The 18415-nt window shown below is 50.6% G+C and carries 13 protein-coding genes and 1 pseudogene; 2 read left to right on the top strand and 12 right to left on the bottom strand.

Going from position 1 to position 18415, the window contains the following annotated elements; translation table 11 throughout:
- Nucleotides 1-64: 64 nt before the first annotated feature.
- The 10 genes and pseudogenes from RIN67_RS02525 to RIN67_RS02480 form a co-directional block, all read right to left on the bottom strand.
- Nucleotides 65-280, bottom strand: a pseudogene (locus tag RIN67_RS02525) (2,3-bisphosphoglycerate-dependent phosphoglycerate mutase); the annotation flags it as partial.
- Nucleotides 281-774: 494 nt separating this feature from the next.
- Nucleotides 775-1950 carry an IS256 family transposase gene (locus RIN67_RS02520; protein WP_313825884.1) on the bottom strand — a complete coding sequence of 392 codons (1176 nt, stop codon included), beginning with the start codon at nt 1948-1950 and terminating at the stop codon, nt 775-777.
- Between the two features lie 107 nt (nt 1951-2057).
- Entirely contained in the window at nt 2058-3182 is a 1125-nt protein-coding gene (locus RIN67_RS02515) for a hypothetical protein (RefSeq protein WP_313826054.1), read from the bottom strand.
- A 331-nt stretch (nt 3183-3513) separates the two neighbouring features.
- Nucleotides 3514-4206: a 2,3-diphosphoglycerate-dependent phosphoglycerate mutase gene (locus RIN67_RS02510; protein WP_024747258.1), complete on the bottom strand. Its 693-nt coding sequence runs from the start codon at nt 4204-4206 to the stop codon at nt 3514-3516.
- A gap of 142 nt (nt 4207-4348) precedes the next feature.
- Nucleotides 4349-6322 (bottom strand): SpaA isopeptide-forming pilin-related protein, encoded by a 1974-nt coding sequence (locus tag RIN67_RS02505; protein ID WP_313872947.1) that lies wholly within the window; start codon nt 6320-6322, stop codon nt 4349-4351.
- A gap of 564 nt (nt 6323-6886) precedes the next feature.
- Complete coding sequence (locus RIN67_RS02500) at nt 6887-8860, bottom strand: collagen binding domain-containing protein (RefSeq protein ID WP_313826055.1); 1974 nt, start codon at nt 8858-8860, stop codon at nt 6887-6889.
- Nucleotides 8861-9105: 245 nt separating this feature from the next.
- Complete coding sequence (locus RIN67_RS02495) at nt 9106-10341, bottom strand: solute carrier family 23 protein (protein WP_051413276.1); 1236 nt, start codon at nt 10339-10341, stop codon at nt 9106-9108.
- 312 nt (nt 10342-10653) lie between these two features.
- Nucleotides 10654-11778: an AI-2E family transporter gene (locus tag RIN67_RS02490; RefSeq protein WP_264999979.1), complete on the bottom strand. Its 1125-nt coding sequence runs from the start codon at nt 11776-11778 to the stop codon at nt 10654-10656.
- Nucleotides 11779-11959: 181 nt separating this feature from the next.
- A complete protein-coding gene (locus RIN67_RS02485; protein ID WP_264999980.1) occupies nt 11960-13162 on the bottom strand; it encodes an ROK family protein in 1203 nt (400 codons plus the stop codon).
- Nucleotides 13163-13518: 356 nt separating this feature from the next.
- The gene (locus tag RIN67_RS02480) at nt 13519-14427 is read right to left on the bottom strand and encodes a hypothetical protein (RefSeq protein ID WP_264999981.1); all 909 of its coding nucleotides are present in this window, start codon (nt 14425-14427) and stop codon (nt 13519-13521) included.
- A gap of 200 nt (nt 14428-14627) precedes the next feature.
- Here RIN67_RS02480 and RIN67_RS02475 point away from each other — a divergent pair, with 200 nt between their 5' ends.
- Together RIN67_RS02475 and RIN67_RS02470 are read left to right on the top strand one after the other, a co-directional pair.
- Nucleotides 14628-15821 (top strand): class I SAM-dependent methyltransferase, encoded by a 1194-nt coding sequence (locus RIN67_RS02475; RefSeq protein ID WP_107740203.1) that lies wholly within the window; start codon nt 14628-14630, stop codon nt 15819-15821.
- A gap of 345 nt (nt 15822-16166) precedes the next feature.
- Nucleotides 16167-16709 carry a hypothetical protein gene (locus RIN67_RS02470; RefSeq protein ID WP_024747250.1) on the top strand — a complete coding sequence of 181 codons (543 nt, stop codon included), beginning with the start codon at nt 16167-16169 and terminating at the stop codon, nt 16707-16709.
- Nucleotides 16710-16899: 190 nt separating this feature from the next.
- On the opposite strand, the gene RIN67_RS02465 is transcribed toward RIN67_RS02470, so the two are convergent.
- Both RIN67_RS02465 and RIN67_RS02460 read right to left on the bottom strand, forming a co-directional pair.
- Nucleotides 16900-17250 carry an AzlD domain-containing protein gene (locus RIN67_RS02465; RefSeq protein ID WP_024747249.1) on the bottom strand — a complete coding sequence of 117 codons (351 nt, stop codon included), beginning with the start codon at nt 17248-17250 and terminating at the stop codon, nt 16900-16902.
- 18 nt (nt 17251-17268) lie between these two features.
- On the bottom strand, nt 17269-17994 hold the full coding sequence (locus tag RIN67_RS02460) for an AzlC family ABC transporter permease (RefSeq protein WP_191980462.1): 726 nt from the start codon (nt 17992-17994) through the stop codon (nt 17269-17271).
- Nucleotides 17995-18415 lie beyond the last annotated feature (421 nt).

The raw sequence follows: 18415 nt of genomic DNA, 5'->3' as shown, positions 1-18415 counted from the left end.
GCGGGACGTCGTTTTGACAAAAAACCGACCTAGCAAGCCAGGTCGGCCACAACCAGTCAGGCAATTACTTACCCAACTTAGTCTTGTTCGTCATGTTTAACTTGTCATCGAAGTCGTAAACCACTGGTTCACCGGTGGCCATTCCCAGATTCATGATGTCATCATCAGAGATCCGTTCGATGTACTTGCTCAATGCACGTAAGGAGTTACCGTGGGCAGCAATCACAACGCTCTTGCCATCCAGTAACTTAGGTGCGATTTGGTCTTCCCAGAAAGGCACGTTAACGGCAGTATGAAGCCATATAAAGCCATCAACACCAAAGGTTACGCTAATGTGTTCGGGTCATTCTGGTGACAAGACAATTCACTAAATATTTCTTGATACCATTAAAAGTCAGTTGAAAGTTTCAAAGACATCATAGGATGTTTGAATATTCTTACACAAATCCTGTACGCTAACTGATTGTCCAAATACGTTTTCCATATTGGTCATAACTTCAGAACCATTATAGATTTCAAAAATATAATTTTGGGCTAATGAGACTAGTCCCGTCTTGCTTGGCTGATACACCCTACCTAAATCATCAGAAAAGTACAGCTTATGACTATAGTTTTCATTAAACCAAGCGCTACGTTTAACATTATCCTTATGACCCCAAACCACTTTCTCAGTTAATTGAAACCTTCTTTTTTTACTATATTTTTCGACTAATTTGGTAGCGTCAAGAATCTTGTGTAAATGAAATGCCTTCGTACATATAATATGTATCTAACTTAAATAAATGATGCTTCCAAGGTGTCCTGTAGTCCTTTGAACCCTCGGTGGATCCGCTTCAGAGACTTCTCGTTATAAACATTAAACTGAGAAACCAGGAAGCGATCCAGTGAATCTTCCGTTGGAAATTGTTCTTTGTGGTGGGTGGTGCGCTTGAGATGCTTATTAAAGTTCTCAATCAGGTTAGTGGAGTATAGTGATTGCCGGATAGCTGGTGGAAAGTCCATGAAAGTGAGTAAATTCGGCATTTTAAGCAGATCTTTGATTAATTTGGGATAGGTCTGATGCCAGTTGTTGGCGAACTCATTCAGTTTCAGTTCGGCTGCTTCACGGTTGGCGGCCCGATGAACTTGTTTAAAGTCACTGATCACGGCCTTGCGGTCTTTCACACGAACTTTGTTCATCAAATTACGCCCAACATGAACCAGGCAACGTTGTCGTTTAGCTTTGGGAAAATGCCGATTTAAGCCTTCATCCAAACCAACTAAACCATCGGCCACAAACAACAGCACATCTTTGACACCTTGCTTAATCAGGGTTCCCAGCAGTTCAGTCCAGATTCCAGTCGATTCCGTTGGCGCCACTTGGTAGTTCAGCACTTCTTTCGTACCATCTGGACGAATGCCAATCGCAATATGAACGGCTTCTTTTTGAACGGTATCCCGCTTTAACGGCAAGTAAGTGGCATCTAAGAAGATGGCCGCATATTGTGAAGCCAGTCGCCGTTGCTGGAAAGCTTGAACCTGTTCATTGACGGCTTTAGTCATGTTGGAAACCGTGGCTTTGGAGTAGTGAGCACCGTACATTTTCTCAATGAGTTCGGCAATTTCAGCAGTGGTAATTCCCTTGGTATCCAACTGAATGACCGTTGTTTCTAAATTATCACTGTGCCGACCGTAGGCTGGCAAGGTATGATTTTCAAACCGGCCATTGCGATCTCGAGGAATGGTTAAGCTAAGTTGGCCGTACTTCGTATCAAACGAGCGCTCATAACTGCCGTTGCGGTTATTACCAGTGTTAATCCCAGCGTATGAGTAGCGTTCGTAACCCAAAAACTCTGCCAATTCGGTTTGAAGCAGCTGGTTAATCGCAATTTCGAGGTGGTGACGAAAAACTTCGTCCAAATCTTGCTTTTGGGCTAGTGCAGCGATAATTTCTGTGGTAAGTTCATTCATGGGGAATGCCTCCTGTGATGTTTTCTGTGGTTACTAAATATCATAAGGGAAGGCATTCCCTATTTCTATACAATTCAGAAATCTTTTATGCATTTACACAAGATATTTTACGCTCTCACTAATTTCTCAGCAATACTAGATAAAAGAACAATAGTATCAGAATCTGGAGATAATAAATTTCCTATGTTATGTGTTAGTTCCTTGACAGTCGGTATATTTTTATTCAGTTCTGGAAACCCAAGATTTTCGATTATAGTAGCCGATGGGGAATAAAACCCATACCTATTCTCACCAAGCTCAAAAGTCAAATAGAAGCTTCCGTTATCATTGGCCATAATATGAAACATACCTAACTCAGGATTCTCAGAATAAACTTTCGCTACTAATCTCAAATAAGAAAAATTCTGTATTTGGCTGGCAACATTTGTCTGCAGAATACCCCCGTCATTCATAACCGCACTAATGATCTCTTTAGTGTTTTGTAAATCTAATCTTTCTTCATTCCGAATAGTGTCACGACTCAAATAAAATTCTGGATGCACATTAGCCATACTCTCAAACTCATTAATTCTTTTTTGAGATTTCCGGTACTTCGCTAACCATTGTGACAATTCTGCTGCTTTTCCAGTATAACTACCTGTATGTGTATAACGGCTAATGGCTCGTTTACTATTTTTGTATGCCATAGTAAACCTATTACTTAATCGTCGAGGAATAACAAATTGTCTTTCCTCCGCCCACTTACTTCCGTTTCTAATAACCATATCTGCTTCAGGATGAGACTTAACCAGCCGTTCATACCTATTTAGTTCCCCTGCCGTCTTGTTAAAGTGTGCACTTCCCATAAACTCTGGATTTTCTAATTTTTTAACACACTCCGATCCTACAGTAATAATTTTTTCGTTTTCTTGATTAACAACATAGTACAAAATTGCTGATAATTTTTTACCACAGAATTCGCATCGAAATGACTCTTTTTTTCTATCATCCTGAGTTAATTCATGAGGAGATCGTGTATAATCAATACGCCACTCACCTAATGATATTCTTATCCATTCGTTGAGTCTTACTTGAATCTTATGTCTCTGCTCGGATGTAATTGTTATATCGTCGGCTACACGTTTGTTGTTAATAATAAGCGTGTAAATATCCTGCAACTCTTCAGAATTTCTCAGAAAATTACTCGCTCGTAAAATATTTCCGTCACTCTCAGTAATCAAAAGTCTGGTCATTAAACCGCCCCCCCTATACTAGATAATAGATACTTCATGTCTTATTTTAGCATAAAAAGGCATTAAGCAAACATAGGTTCCCCCAACTATTTCATAGTTATGTCATATCCATATATTTCAAATAATAATACAAAAAAATATCAGAGAGGATTATACCTCTCCAATATTTTCTAAATTTTCACTTTAAGTATGACGAAAAAAGCCCTCCTTCGAATAGTTCCAAACAACTCAAATCCAACGACAAGAAGTGATCAATTATTGTCCACTGGTGTCATTTCCCCACAAAAAAAGCCGACCCAGCAAGCCAGGTCGGCCACAACCAGTCAGGCAATTACTTACCCAACTTAGTCTTGTTCGTCATGTTTAACTTGTCATCGAAGTCGTAAACCACTGGTTCACCAGTAGCCATTTCCAGATTCATGATGTCGTCATCAGAGATCCGTTCGATGTACTTGCTTAAAGCACGTAAGGAGTTACCGTGGGCCGCAATCACAACGTTCTTGCCATCCAGTAACTTAGGTGCGATTTGGTCTTCCCAGAAAGGCATAACCCGTTCCAGAGTGACCTTCAAGTTTTCCCCACCAGGGACGATGTTTGGATCCAAGTCAGCGTAACGACGGTCGTTCACAGCGGAACCTTCGTCATCAGCACTCAGAAGTGGTGGCAAAACATCGTAAGAACGCCGCCAGATGTGAACTTGGTCGTCCCCATACTTTTCAGCGGTTTCCTTCTTGTTTAAGCCTTGTAATGCGCCATAGTGCCGTTCGTTCAAACGCCACGTCTTAACTTCTGGAATCCAAAGTTGATCGGATTCTTCCAAAACGTAGTGTAACGTCTTGATAGCCCGCTTCAGGACTGAAGTGTAAGCGTAGTCGAATTCCAAGCCGGCTTCCTTGATCTTCTTACCAGCAGCCTTTGCTTCTTCAACACCCTTTTCACTCAAGTCAACGTCAACCCAGCCAGTGAATTGGTTTGAAAGGTTCCATTCACTTTGGCCGTGGCGAATCAGTACTAATTTTGCCATTCCTTAGACCTCTTTCTTTCGTAGAATACCTTGTTATTCTACACCATCTCCCTAAAAATTTCAGCTATATTCACATTTTTCACAATGTTCGGTCACTCAGACAGCAAAAAACGCTCGACCGTTGCCAGTCAAGCGTTTTCATTTACTTCTCAGTCTTGCGGAACCAGGCAAATCCGCCTAATCCAACCAGCATCAACAGGCCAATCACAACTGCAATTGGGGCCGGCTGATCACTCGTCTGGGGCAACCGATCCGTTGTTGCGGGGGTCGTCGTCCCTTGACCAGACGTTGCGGGAGCTGTAGCACTTCCCGTACCATTGTCCGCACTACCTTGACCGGATGGCGCCATCCCTGGCGTATTCGGCGTGGTCCCAGGCACGGTTGGCGTGGTAGTTCCCGGTGCACTAGGCGTCGTTGGCGTCTCCGGCGTGGTCCCAGGTACCGTTGGCGTGGTTGGCGCAACCGGTGCGGTCGGCGTCGTTCCTGGTTGACTTGGCGTAACCGGTGTCGTTGGAGCCGTGGTCCCCGGTTCTCCAGGCGTTACAGGCGTCGTTGGTACCGTGGTTCCTGGTTCTTCAGGCGCTGCTGGATTCGTTGGCGTCGTGGTTCCTGGCTGCTCCGGCGTTACTGGATTCGTCGGCGTGGTGGTCCCTGGTGCAGTGGTCCCAGGTTCCTCCGGCGTTACCGGATTCGTTGGCGTCGTGGTCCCTGGTTCTTCTGGTGTAGCCGGGTTCGTTGGTTCAGTTGGCGTGGTGGTTCCCGGTTGCTCCGGCGTGGTAGTCCCAGGTTCTTCTGGCGTCGTTGGCGTCGTAGTCCCAGGTTCTTCTGGCGTCGTTGGCGTCGTGGTTCCTGGTGCCGTTGACGTTGGCTGATCCGTCACGGTGACGTTTTGGTTCCCGCCCGTTGTCGGAATCGTAAACTCAGTTGGCGTTGGGTTCAATTCATAGCCTTCTGGCGCTTGCGTTTCCACTAACGTGTAGGTGCCAGCGGCCAGACCCGGAATATACAGGTGACCCTCGTTATCCGTGGTCAAGCCGTCCTTGATGACCGTGCCCGTAGCGTCCTTCAACTCGAAGACCGCTCCCGGCAAAGCCACACCGTTAGCGCCCGTCTTGGTAACGGTCACGGAACCTTGGTCTAAGCTCCCGCCGCCACCTAAGTCGGTATCCTTGTCATCCACAGCACTCACCGTCACTGGCGTGGTATCGCCAGCCACAATGGTGAAGTCGTGGGGCATCGTGTTGACCATGTAGCCCGCTGGTGCCGCGACTTCAACCAAAGAGTAAGTTCCCGGATTGAGATCATTTATGGTAATCTGACCATTTTCATTGGTGGTCAGTTCCGGAATGATCACGTCGCCCGTACTGTCGACTAACTTGTAGACCGCACCGGCCAACTTGGTACCGTCCGGCGCCGTCTTGTTCAACACAGCGGTGCCTAACGCGCTACCACTGCCAGTACCACTACCGCCCCAAGAGAAAGTCGCACTGACCGTACCACCGTTCGACGAGGTCGCGGTGTTGGTCCACTTACCATCATTATTGACCAGTTGTGGCGTGGTCTTGTAGTACATGTCGACCGCTTTATTCACATTCGTAAAGCTAAAGGTGATGGTCGACCCATTAACTCTGACCGTTGGTGCGATCGTGCCACCATCCGGAATGAAGTTCCCGTTGGCGTCATAATCACCGGTTGCGGCGTACACGCTATCCGGAATAAACGTTTGGTTGGGCCCTAAGGTATCGGTGATTGTGGCGTTCCCAATCGCCGCACTCTTAGAGTTAAACGCCACGTTCCAAGTTAACTGCGTGGGCGTCCCCTTACTGTCTTGACCGGAAATCCATCCGATCTTATTGATGGTCCAACCGCTTCCGGTATTGTTGTTATCACTAGTCCCCTTCGCGTGGAAGGATAACGACCCCGTCCGGTTAGACGCACTATCCGCGGCTTGATTATACGTGATGGTCCCCGTCGACGACCCCGCCTTAATGGCGAAGGTCCCGACCGTGACGCCGTTGGCATCCTTGATGTCAAACGCGATATCCGAACTTGGTTCCAAGCCGGATGGGACCGTCACAGTGGAGGTGTTCCCCGCGACTTTGACGCCGTTAGGAATCGACCAATTATAATTAACCGTGTAATCTTGGTACTTATCAAACGATGTACTATTCGTGACGACCTGCCCATTTTCATCCTTGATAATGGCATCGGCAGCTTCAACCCAGCAACCTGAATCTCCGCCGCGTGTGTCGTCACCGGAGCAGTCAGGGTGACCCCAAATAGAATCGTTGCTAATCCTATAAATAGTGCATAAACAAACTTATGCATCATTACTCCTCCTTTGACTCATGATTAAATTCGTTATGTCCCGTTCATCGATCACCTTCCAAATAAATACGCCGTGTCACAATGTCTGAAAGCAAGGATTCTAACGCTTGTCCTCCTGATTTCACGTTCATGATAGGCCGGGAAACGGTGGAATGGTGAATTCGCCATTCCACCACCCCCTGGTAGTGCCAGTCGTGCCCCGCAACTAATTAGATTAGTCTCTAAAGGGTTGCAAACGCCGGAATTTTTTCACCACAGCCAAAAGGCCCCGGTTGGGGGACCGGGGCCTGTCCATATACGTCAACTCACCGTCAGGTCATGCTGAACCAGGGGTCATTTCATAAATCACAACTTAGAACCGACGCTTCCAGATCCAGAAGCCCAGCCCCGCCATAAAGGCTAGACCAACCAAGGTTCCCAGACTTGACTGGTGTTCATTCGTCTGGGGTAATCGGTCACTGGTTGGTTGCGGCGTGGCAACTCGCGGCGTAACGGCCGCGGCTTGCTTAGCCGGGACACTACGCCGTTGGGCCGCCGACGTAACCGTGGCAACCGTCGCGTTTGGCCGCGAATCTGCATCGTTAGTGGACTTGGTCGCAGCCGTTGGCGTACCTGCCCGGTGCGCTAGGATTGGCGTGCCAGACACCGCAGGACGCTGGGTTACCGAACTGGACGTTGCCAGCCGAAGCTCCGGCGTGATGGTCACGGGCATCCCACTGGTGTGGGCGTTGGCCTTAGGCTTAATCACGGGATCCGTCGCCGGGTCAGTCGGATCAGTCGTTGCTTGACCGGTCGCTGGCGTTTCTACCGGATCAACGGGGTCCGTTGGGTCACTTGCAGGGTCCATGGTTGGGGCGGTCACCGCACTACTCGACGAACTGGTTGCGGGATCCGCAGAGCTAGCGGTTGCAGGTGTCGTCGGATCAGTCGTGGGGTCTGTGGCCTGGCTAGCACTTGAAGAACTAGCCGCGGGGTCCTGAGGACTAGTCGCGCTACTCGACGAACTGGCTGCGGGGTCCGCAGGCTGGGCCGTCGCAGAACTACTCGAGGCGCTAGTCACGGGATCGGCAGACTGACTGGTCGTAGAACTGCTGGACGAACTGGTTGCCGGGTCCGTGGCCTGGCTAGACGCCGCACTACTCGAGGAACTGCTAGTCGGGTCGGTCGGCTTCGTGGTCGTGGTGCTCGGGTCCGTGGTTGGCTTGGTCGTGGTACTATCCGCACTGCTAGTACCCGTCGTCGGCTTAGTCACTGGATCCGTCGCCGCACTACTCGAGGCGCTGGTTGTGGCACTCGACGACGTGGCTGGATCAGCTGGCTTGGTCGTGGTACTCGAACTGCTAGCTGGATACGTCGTCGGGTCCTGGGTACTGGAGCTGGAACTGGTTACCGGATCCGTTGGTTGCGGGTCACTGGTGCTACTAGACGCGGCCGCGGTTTCATTCGCAGATCCCGTTCCGCCCCAGGCGACCTGTGCCGAGACGTTTCCCGTGGCACCACCGGAAATGGCCGAGGTGTTTGCCCAGACCTGACCGGTACCCGTGACGGTTGGCGTTGCGTTATAGGTCATGTTGACCGCCGTATCGACGTTTTGAAAGAGGAACGTCAACTGGTTCCCATTTTTAGTCACCACGGGGGTAATCTGTTGTCCATTGCCCACAAAGGCTCCGGTACTGTCGTAGGCCCCCTCCGTGGCAATCACACTACCAGGGACATACGTCTGGTTCGAGCCCAAGTCGTCGGTGATCGTGACATCCCCTAACGGCTTGCTGGCGGCGTTAAAGGCCACGTTCCAGGTCAGCAACGTTGGCTGCCCGTCCGTTGCAGAATTGGCAATCCACCCAATCTTATTAATGGTCCAATTATTCTGCGTATCCATAACCTTACTGGTACCCCGGCTGTACACGGCCAGCGTCCCCGCTAGCGTGCTATCCGTGGTTGATTGCCCGTTAAAGGTGATGGTTCCCGTGGTGGCGCCTCCCTGAATGGTAAACGTCCCAATCGTCTGCCCCGTCTGGTCCTTCAATGGAAGATTTAGGGTACTATCCGCCGTCAAGCCGTTGGGCAACGTGACCGTGGCCGTATCCCCGTTGGCCACCAGTGTCCCCGTTGCGAGGGACCAGTGGTAATTGACCTGATAGTTCTCCCAGCCGCTAAAGTCACCGGATACGGACTTCCCCGTCGTATCCGTGACGGTCGCATCACTATTCTGTAGACCGGTGACCGAGACCGCTGCCGCTTGCCCCACCACGGGTAAGCCTAAAACACAGACGGCCGCAGCGGTCGTGGCCGTCACCGCCAAACGCTTCCTTAAAGCCTTTTCCATGAAACATTCTCCCCCTCAATCGCTTGTCTCTCAATTAAGCAATCGCTAGAATCGCGTTCACACCTCCCCTTTAATCACTATATCTACTATATGGGTGACGGTCTGAGTGGGTTTAAATTTTAACGTCCAAATGACAAGTTAGGGTAATGTTGCCGCATAACCACCGGTGGCTTGGTTCAGTCATTAAGACAACTCAAAAACGCCTGGCCAAATCACTTGACCAGACGCACTTGCCCCGAATTCAATTAAGCAATCTTTTTCGTTTCTTCCGAACGGGCCTGTTGCGGCAGAATCAGGTTCAACAAGATTCCAACCACCGTGGCGACTCCGATTCCCGTGAACTGGAACGTGCCGATCTGCAGGTAGGCGTTCCCGATTCCGATGACCAGGATCACGGACCCAATCATCAGGTTGCGCTTCAGGTTAAAGTCCACCTTGTTCTCAACCAGGATTCGTAACCCACTGGCCGCGATGACCCCGAAGAGCACGAAGCTGATGCCCCCAATCACGGGCCCGGGCACCGTTTGGATCAACGCACTCAGCTTCCCGACGAAGCCGAACAGCGCCGCAAAGACCGCCGCACCGATAATCACGTAGACACTGAAAATCTTGTTGACGGCCATGACCCCGATGTTTTCCCCGTACGAGGTAATCGGCACCCCACCGACCAGGCCGGCGAAGATCGACGCTGTCCCGTCACCGGCTAACGTCCGGTGCAGGCCTGGATTCTTGAAGAAGTCGCGGTGAGTCAATTCATCCAGCACCATGATGTGTCCCAGGTGCTCCGCCATGGTCACGAACGCGATTGGCGCAAAACTCAGGATGGCGTCCCAGTAGATCTGCTTAGGTTGGTAGCTGACGAAGGGAAACTCAAACGCGGGCAGTTCCAACCACGGCGTGCTGGCGACCTTCGAGAAGTCCACGATGCCTAGCGCCATAGACAAGACGTACCCGGCCACGATGCCCAACAAGATGGCGATGTTGCTCCAGAATCCCTTGAGGTACATATTGAACAGCACCGTTAAGAACAGCGTAAACATGGCGATCCCGAAGTATTTCAAATCATAATGGCCGTGGTTCATCATCGCGTTGGTCGCCGCACTACCGGCCACTGACATCCCGATGACCACCACCACGGGACCCACTACGATTGGCGGTAAGGCCTTATCGATCCAGTCAGACCCAAAGAGCCCGACCAAGGTCGCCACTAGCAGGTACACCAGACCAACCGCAATGGTCCCTTGAGCCACCCCGGCGTACCCGGCCGCCTTCATCAGGGCAATGCTGGGGACGATGAACGAAAAACTGGAACTCATGTAGGCCGGAATCCGACCCTTGGTAATCAAGATATGTAACAGGGTCCCCACCCCGGAACTAAACAGGGCGATGCTGGGGTTCAACCCCACCAATAATGGGACCAGCACCGTGGACCCAAACATTGAGAATAAGTGCTGTAACGATAGAAAGATCCATCCCGGCATCGCTGGTCGTTCGTACACGTCCAGGACCGCCTCGGGATTCCGATAATCATGTTTCTCTGCCACGTCAATTTCCTCCTCTGTCTTCACCCCATCCCCCCAATTCCGCCGACAAAAAATGCCCACTCTTCCCGTGACAGACGAAAATAGTGGGCTTGCGCCGATACCTTACTCGCCTCACGGGACGATAGAATTAAAGGAATGCTTATTGAGTTATCAACACTATAGTGGGTCTGGAATCCCCTGTCAACTGGTAAACAAAAACGCCTGGTCAGCTAAGCCTTGCGGTCATCACTGTCCAAGCGTTTTACCTAATTATTTTTCAGAATGGTCCTTCGAATGGCTGTGTGGCTCCGAGCCATCCGGGTTCCGGTGAGAAATATGTTCTCGGCCGTATTGGCGTAACTTATCGACATCCACCCCGGGGTGCAGGCCGTGGACCGGCCGGACACCCAAGATGTCCAGGAAGAACGTGAAAATGGGGACCCCCACGATCAGGCCCCAGACGCCGAAGAGTTGTTCTCCGGCCAGCAGGACCACGAAGGTGTAGAAGATCGGCAATTCTGTCCGACTCGCCATGAACTTGGGGTTCAATACGTAGGCTTCCAAAGTGTGGACCACTACAATCATAACCAGAATATAGATGATGTAGCGGTAACCACCCACTGAATACCCCAGCATGGCCAGTGGAATGATCGACACGATGACCCCGGCTACGGGAACCAAGCTCAAGACGAAGATCATGATGGCCAGCGTCGGCAACTGTGGCATCTGCATGATGGCCAGGACCACGGTAGTAATCGCGGTGTTGCAGAGCGCGATGAAGAGTTGGGCCTCCAGGACCACCCCAAAGGTGTTCACGAACTTGTCCGCGAAGAACTTAATGTCCTGGAAGAACCAGCTGTAGGTACTGGTCAAGAAGCGCTTGGAGAACGCCGCCATCTGCTTATCTTCAATAGTGAAGAAGAAGCTCAGGATCATCGACATGAACAGCGTGACCCCAAAGGATCCAATCGTTGACAGGTAGTTCAAGACCACCTTAGCGCTATTCTGCACCTGCCCGATTAGGTCGGACGTACTGATGTAGTTGGTGATCCACTGGGCAATCTGACTAGTGTCGTTGTCGGGATTCTGGTAGAAACGGTACAGGTTCTCGATGCCGTGAACCGACGACGTCACGATTTGCGGGAGGTAGGTGGTGACCGCCCAATACAGGCCTCCTAAGACCAGCACGTAGGTCAGAATCACAATCAGTTGTGCGGGAATCTTGACGTGCCGCCGCACGAAGTGAACGATCTTCAAGACCATAAAAGTAAAAATAAACGTCAGCAGGATCATGTTCATCTCGCTGCGGACCAGCCACAGAACGAAGATCAACAAGGCCAGCACCACAAAGCGCCGCAGCCGTACGTTATCGATGAAACGTTGCCATAAAGTCACGCTAGAACCTCCCCGGTTACATAGTAAGTTTATTATACCGCATCCCCCTTAATTTCCTAAGAATTTCCCACCCCCGACCAGTCTGTACGACCAATTCCACCGCTAAACTGACCCGGGGAGCCACGCACGACCACGCAAAAAGGCAGCCACCCCACGGTAACTGCCTCACTAATCGTTTTGATTAAGATTCCAGTTGTTCCAAAACCACATCTCGTTGATTACTAAAGGTCAACTGTAAGTCGTCTAGGCCTAAGACCTTGTGGATCACGGCGGAAGCCCCACCCATCAAGGACGCTTCCTTCGCGTTCTTGGTCAGGAGTAACGGCGCCTTCCGCGGAATCGCCAACTTATCAACGTAGCTCCGCACGTCATCCATCAACTCTGGCAGGAGTTCCAGGATCGGCGCGTTCAGGAGAATCGCGTCCGGCGCAAAGCTGCTGGAGATGTTCCCCAAGACTTTGGCCAGGTAGTAGGAGAATTCGTCCAGAATCTGTAAGAGCTTCTGGTCGTGCCCCAGGTAATCCCGCCGAATCCGGTTCACGTCGACCCGGTTCAGTTGCTGGCAAGCCATGATCTGCTTCAAAACCGCCGTTTCAGAAACGTAGTGGTTTACGGTCTCGTTGGCTTCTTCTTGGTACCGGTCGGCTAACGGACACTTGCCGATCACGCCCGCTTCACCCCGGTGCCCCCGGTAAAGGTGCCCGTTGGTGATAATGCCGGCACTGACTTGGTCCCGAATCGTCACGGCGACCAAGTCCTGGTAGACCCCTTCGCCGGAGAAGTCCCGTTCGAAGATGGCCGACTGGTTCACAATGTTTTCCAATACGACCGGAATGTTGAACTTATCGCCAAAGTACTTGGCCAGGTCGAAGTTCTTCAACCCCTTTAAGCCCGCATCCAGAATCTGATTATCGTAGATCATGCCGTCCAGCCCGAATGCCAAGCCCAGCAACTTGTTCTCGTGCTGTTCGATCACTTGGTTAATCCGGTCTTCGATCATGTCTAACACCGTGGTCATATCCACGTTCTTCGTGGAAACACTGGCGTAATCGTGGGACTTCCCATCTAACTGACAAGTCAAGATGGTAAACCGTTGCCGGAGGATATTGATACTCAAGACGTACCCGTAATCCACGTTCAGTAACGCCATGACGGGCTTCCGACCACCGTTACGCGTGCTGACCCCGTGGCCGACTTCTCGAATTAACCCTTCGTGCAAGAGCTCACTATAAATATCCGAGACCGTCACCTTGTTCAAGCTCAGGTTCCGTGAAATCTGACTCCGCGAGATGGGACCTTCGTTCACAATTTGCTGTAAGACCTGTTTTTCGTTCGTCGTCCGCATAATGTGCTTGTTGATAATCATAATACCTGGTGATGTCAAACACCCAACTTAACCTGACCCTCAACCAACAGTGGTTCAGTGGGTCCGCTTGATCCCCCAAGATCGTCACGAACCGGCTAAGCGGCGCCACATCACCTTACCCCCCTTTAAGTGTAATTGGCTCTGTGGACCTAGTACTATAGTAAACCACCCTTACCAATCTAGGGTGAATAATGACTCGCCCGTTATTCGGGGGACTAAGCGCCTGCATTGCCCGCCAAATCAATGTTCCGGTTAACTTTTTGTTCGCAAAACAACAAAACTAATTGTTAAAAAAGGCACGATACGTTTGGCAGTTAACCTTACGAACCTCAAGAAAAAAGCCACTAGTCCGTGACGGACCAATGGCTTCGTGCTTACTTCAAATAAGTCTGGGTGTACTTCGTCAATGAGATTCCCTTCTTATGGGCTTGTTGCATGGCGACCCGAACATCTTGGTCACTCATGGCATCCGCTTGCCCCCCAGCAGCGTTAATGGTCTGCCGGGCCGAACTGATCTGCGCCGCCGTAATGACTTTGCCGTTCAGTTCCTTTTGTTTCTTAGTGACCGTGTACTCGTTGGACCCCTGGTAGTTCTTAGCCGCCTTAGATTCGGACGAGGTCAGAGCCGCACTACTACTGTTCTGCTGTTGTGAATCACTCGTGGTGTCACGGCTACTGCTGGTTGCCGCCGAATCACTGGTTGTGGTCGTACTGGAAGCCGCCGATTGACTGGCGTTGTTGGCTTTCCGTAATGCCAGAGCTTGCGTGTACAGGTTCTTGTAGTAGCTTTCTTGGAACTGCTTATTGGTGAAGAGCTGATCCAACGTACTGTTCGACTTGCCGTAATCCAGCGCCTGGTTTTGAGCCTGAGCCTGCTTCAAGATGGCCTTGAATTGCGCCACGTTGGCCCGGATGCCCTTGACCTGCGTCAAGCGCTTCTTCGCCCGTTGCCGCAACACGCTCGACCCGTCCTTAGTGTCTTGGACCTTCTGATAACGGTTTTGGGCGTTCGCGAACTTCCGTGCCGTTAACGCGTTTTCCCCCGCCACGAACCGTTGCGTCTGCAACAGGTAAGTCTGAGCTTTAGGATCATTGAGTTTTCGTTTCAGCGCATTCTGGAAGTACGTCTCCGCTTGCGTGTAATTTTTTGCTTGTAAGGCTGTTCGCCCGTTAGTCATGGCCGCATCATATTCCTTGGCTGTCGCATGATGATTGGAATAAGCGTAGCCGCCAATCAACAGTGCCACCACGATGGTTGCCACGACCCATACCCATTTTTTCACAGTAAAAGACCTCCGCTGGTTATTGTGGTTTCATTATACCATGCTCACGGGAAAAACTGATATTTTTACAAACTAACCGCCATAGATAGCGGTTACATCAAGAGTCTTCCCTTACACCCCTAGGCCGATAAGCGTATAATGGCAGAGTAATTCTGTTTCCTTTACCGGAAACTGCGAAAACCAGAGAGAGGACCGCTGACATGCTTGAAAAAACTTTTTACAAAACGTTTCTAAGCCACACCTTTAACATCCCCGTTCGCGTCAACTACTGGGACGGCACTAGCGATGTTTATGGGACCGGCACTCCTGCCAACACCATCACCATCCACCAGGCGATTCCCGTCAAGGAAATCTCCCGCAACGCATCCATCGCGCTGGGGGAAGCCATCATGGACGGCACCATCGAAATCGATGGCAGTATCGAAGACTTACTGACTTCGGCTTACGAAAACGCCGACAGTTTCTTCCATAACAAGAAGTACATTCACTTCTTACCTAAACAGAAGCATACCGAAAAAGAAAGCAAGACGGACGTCCAAAACCACTATGATATTGGAAACAACTTCTATCAACTCTGGTTAGACGACACCATGACTTACTCCTGTGCCTACTTCGAGTCGCCTGAAGACGACCTTGAAACGGCTCAGGTCAACAAGGTTCACCACATCATCAAGAAGTTGAACCCGCAACCGGGTAAGACCCTCTTGGACATCGGTTGTGGTTGGGGCACGTTGATGCTGACGGCCGCTAAGGAATACGGCTTGCACGTGACGGGAATTACCCTGAGCCAAGAACAATACGACTACGTAAACCAACGTATCCAAGATGAAGGCTTACAGGACGTTGCCGAAGTCCGGTTGGAAGACTACCGGGAATTAGGCAATGAACAATGGGACTACATTACGTCCGTTGGGATGTTCGAACACGTGGGTGCCGAGAACCTAGGCGAATACTTCAACTGCGTTCAAAAGTACCTGATGAACGACGGGGTCGCCTTGATTCACGGGATCACGCGGCAACAGGGCGGTGCCAACAACGGTTGGTTGAACAAGTGGATTTTCCCTGGTGGCTACGTTCCTGGACTGGTGGAAAACACCACCCACATCATCGAGAACGGCTTACAGATCGATGACATGGAACCCCTGCGTCGCCACTACCAAAAGACCGTTGAGATCTGGGACCAGAACTTCAACGCTCACCGCGATGAAGTCGCTCAGATGTTCGATGAGAAGTTCGTGCGGATGTGGGACCTGTATCTCCAGGCTTGCGCTGCCTCCTTCAAATCTGGTAATATTGACGTGATTCAGTATTTGATCTCGAAGGGGCCTTCCGCCCGAATGCTTCCTATGACGCGGGACTACATGTACGCTGACACGGATAAAGTCACAGATTAAATCAATTGGCGCGCCGACCGCGGATCGGCCCGTCACGATAAAGGTCCTCACCGTCCGGATTGATCACCCGGACAGTTGAGAGCCTTTTTGCTGTGGTCGCTGAACGTTTTGTCCACCCAACCTGGTCCGAGCATCGCTTGACCTGCTAGCGGGACTAGGTCTAACTCAGAAACCACCGGCCTGCCGGTGAATCGTGCACTGGGACCCACCGCTCTGGTGCCGAGCCACCCAGTTCCGGAGAAAGCGTTTCAAGACCCCTCCTAATATGATAAGATGGTTCCTGACACGCAATCCCTATCATTTAGCCCGATCACGGGCCACTCTAGTCAAAGGAGCTTCACCCATATGCCAAAACTGTATATTTCCCGCTTCACCACCCGGATTCTCACCGGTTGGTGCGTCGTTTTAGCCATTATTCTGCTGACCCTGACCTTGTCCCACGTGGTCACCCCCAACACCATCACGCTCCACCCCTTCACCCTCAACGGCTTCTTAGCCGCCTTATTAATGGGCTTACGAATCATCGTCTTGTTCTTGGTCTTCTCGACCCTGCCCATGCGCTGGCCAGTCACCTTACTGACCTTCCTGAGTCTGACCATGGGCATCGTGGCCATTTCACAGTTCGTCAGCGTCCTGCTCCAGGGCCAAATTCTGGTCATCCTGCTCTACTTGGTCTTCATCCTGGCCTTCTGTAGTCTGCTGTACATCGCTATCGTGCTGACCAGCGAGACCATCCAGCACAACGATTGGGGCCAGAACCAAAAGGGCTACCTGATCAACTGGGGCACGTCACTGCTGAGCAGTCTTCGCCGGTTCAGCCTGCCCTTGCTGGTGGCCTTACTGGTCTACAGCGTGGTCTTGCCTCTGACCAACCACGTGACCTTCTAACTGATGATCATTACGAACAACGCGTCTAAAGCGTTCCCCTTCTCTGGTGGGACGCTTTAGACGCGTTGTTTTCGGTTAAGCTTCCCGGAGCCCGCGTTACCAGATGGCTCCTCAATCGTTCCCTGGCTTACAAAAAAAGCCCCAGCTCTGCGCTGCGACTTCACTCATGATTGTTTTAACGTTTTACATTTTAGACGTGAATGGCTAATGACAGGAGAAAGACTCCTAGTAAGCCGATAATCACCGAGAGTGCCATGGACCGCGTCCGGTAGGCCACGATGATGACGATGATCGAGGCAAGCATTTCCGGAATCTGCGTAAACATCACTTGGTAGGTCGCACTGTCGATGAAGATGTCCTTCACCACCAGCGCCGTAAACAGCGATACCGGCACATATTTCATCCATTCGTTGAACCACTCGGGAATCTCCCGCTTGGTAAACAGCATCAGTGGCAGGAACCGCGGCACGAACGCCACGCAAAAGCCCAGAATAACCAGCCAAAAATGTTGTGTCGTGGTCCAAGTATTAACTGTACTCATAAACTTCTCCCTGCATCCTTATTTTCCATCCGACGTTTCAACAGCTGACTTCTTCGCTCCCGGGCTCCGTAGTTTCCAGAACCAGTGGCTATCCGGCACGTATTTCCGCAAAGTCGCTTCCAGTGCGAAGCCAATCAATGACGCAATGATCGTTGAGATCACTAAGCCCAGCGTGCTCTTGATGATCATCATGCAGACGGCTGCTAGTAGCCCCGCCACGATACAAATCAGAAGCGTCAGGCGGTTCTTGATCTGCATCACGATCATGTACAGGAACAGCGCAGTTAATGCAAAGTTGACAATGCCCAGATCAATCTTCAGGGCACTTCCAATCAAACTCCCCACCACGTTACTGATTGCCCAGAACAGCAATGAGTAGTGCTCGACCATCAACGCTTCTTTCCCCGTCCACTTCTTATCGGTCGCGAACTTAAGGTAGTTGATGGCGTAATTTTCATCGTTTAGCGAAATTGCAAAGAAAAACAGGAATCGGTTAGACTGCCCTTTGAGGTAGGGGGATAGGCTCGAACTCAATAAGGCATATCGTAACTCTAAGAAAAACAGCATCAAGACAATTGAAAGTAAGGGAGAATTAATTGTCAACATCGTGGCAATCAGGAATTGCGCCCCTCCAGAAAAAATTAGGAGTGACACTAATCCCGTCAATAAAGTATTAAAGCCTGCCGCGTGTAGCAAAATCCCACAAGCCAGCCCAATCGGAACGTAACTTAAGTTTAGGGGCATGGCTACCCGGAGTGTCGACCGCCATAGTGGTTCGTTAGGATCTGGCACTTGTTTGGGGTTTGGCCTTCGTTTATTCAAGAATGTTTGCCTCCGTCGAATACTTTGAATTATGAAATACGTTATAAAACCGCACGCTGATATTCTACCATGTTTCACAAGATTTTCATACAGTTACCCGAACATTTATCAAGCCCCATCCCCACTAAACCCGGTCACCACGCCATCTCTTGTGAAAAGTTTTGAGGGCTTTTCACCATTTCTTTACCTGACGAATCCGGTTTAAAATTCCGGTTCACCTTTCCCCGGTTCAGCCGTCCCCTTTCAATCGCAACCAGTCCCCGTCATATCGGCTGACAGCGTTTCTCGCCCAACGCTCGGCTAATTCCCCGGTTACTTGCTATCCGGCCGGAAATCGCGTAAT

The sequence above is a fragment of the Levilactobacillus namurensis genome, assembly GCF_032197885.1.
GTDB lineage: Bacteria > Bacillota > Bacilli > Lactobacillales > Lactobacillaceae > Levilactobacillus > Levilactobacillus namurensis_A.
This window is presented reverse-complemented; position numbering and strand designations above follow the sequence as displayed.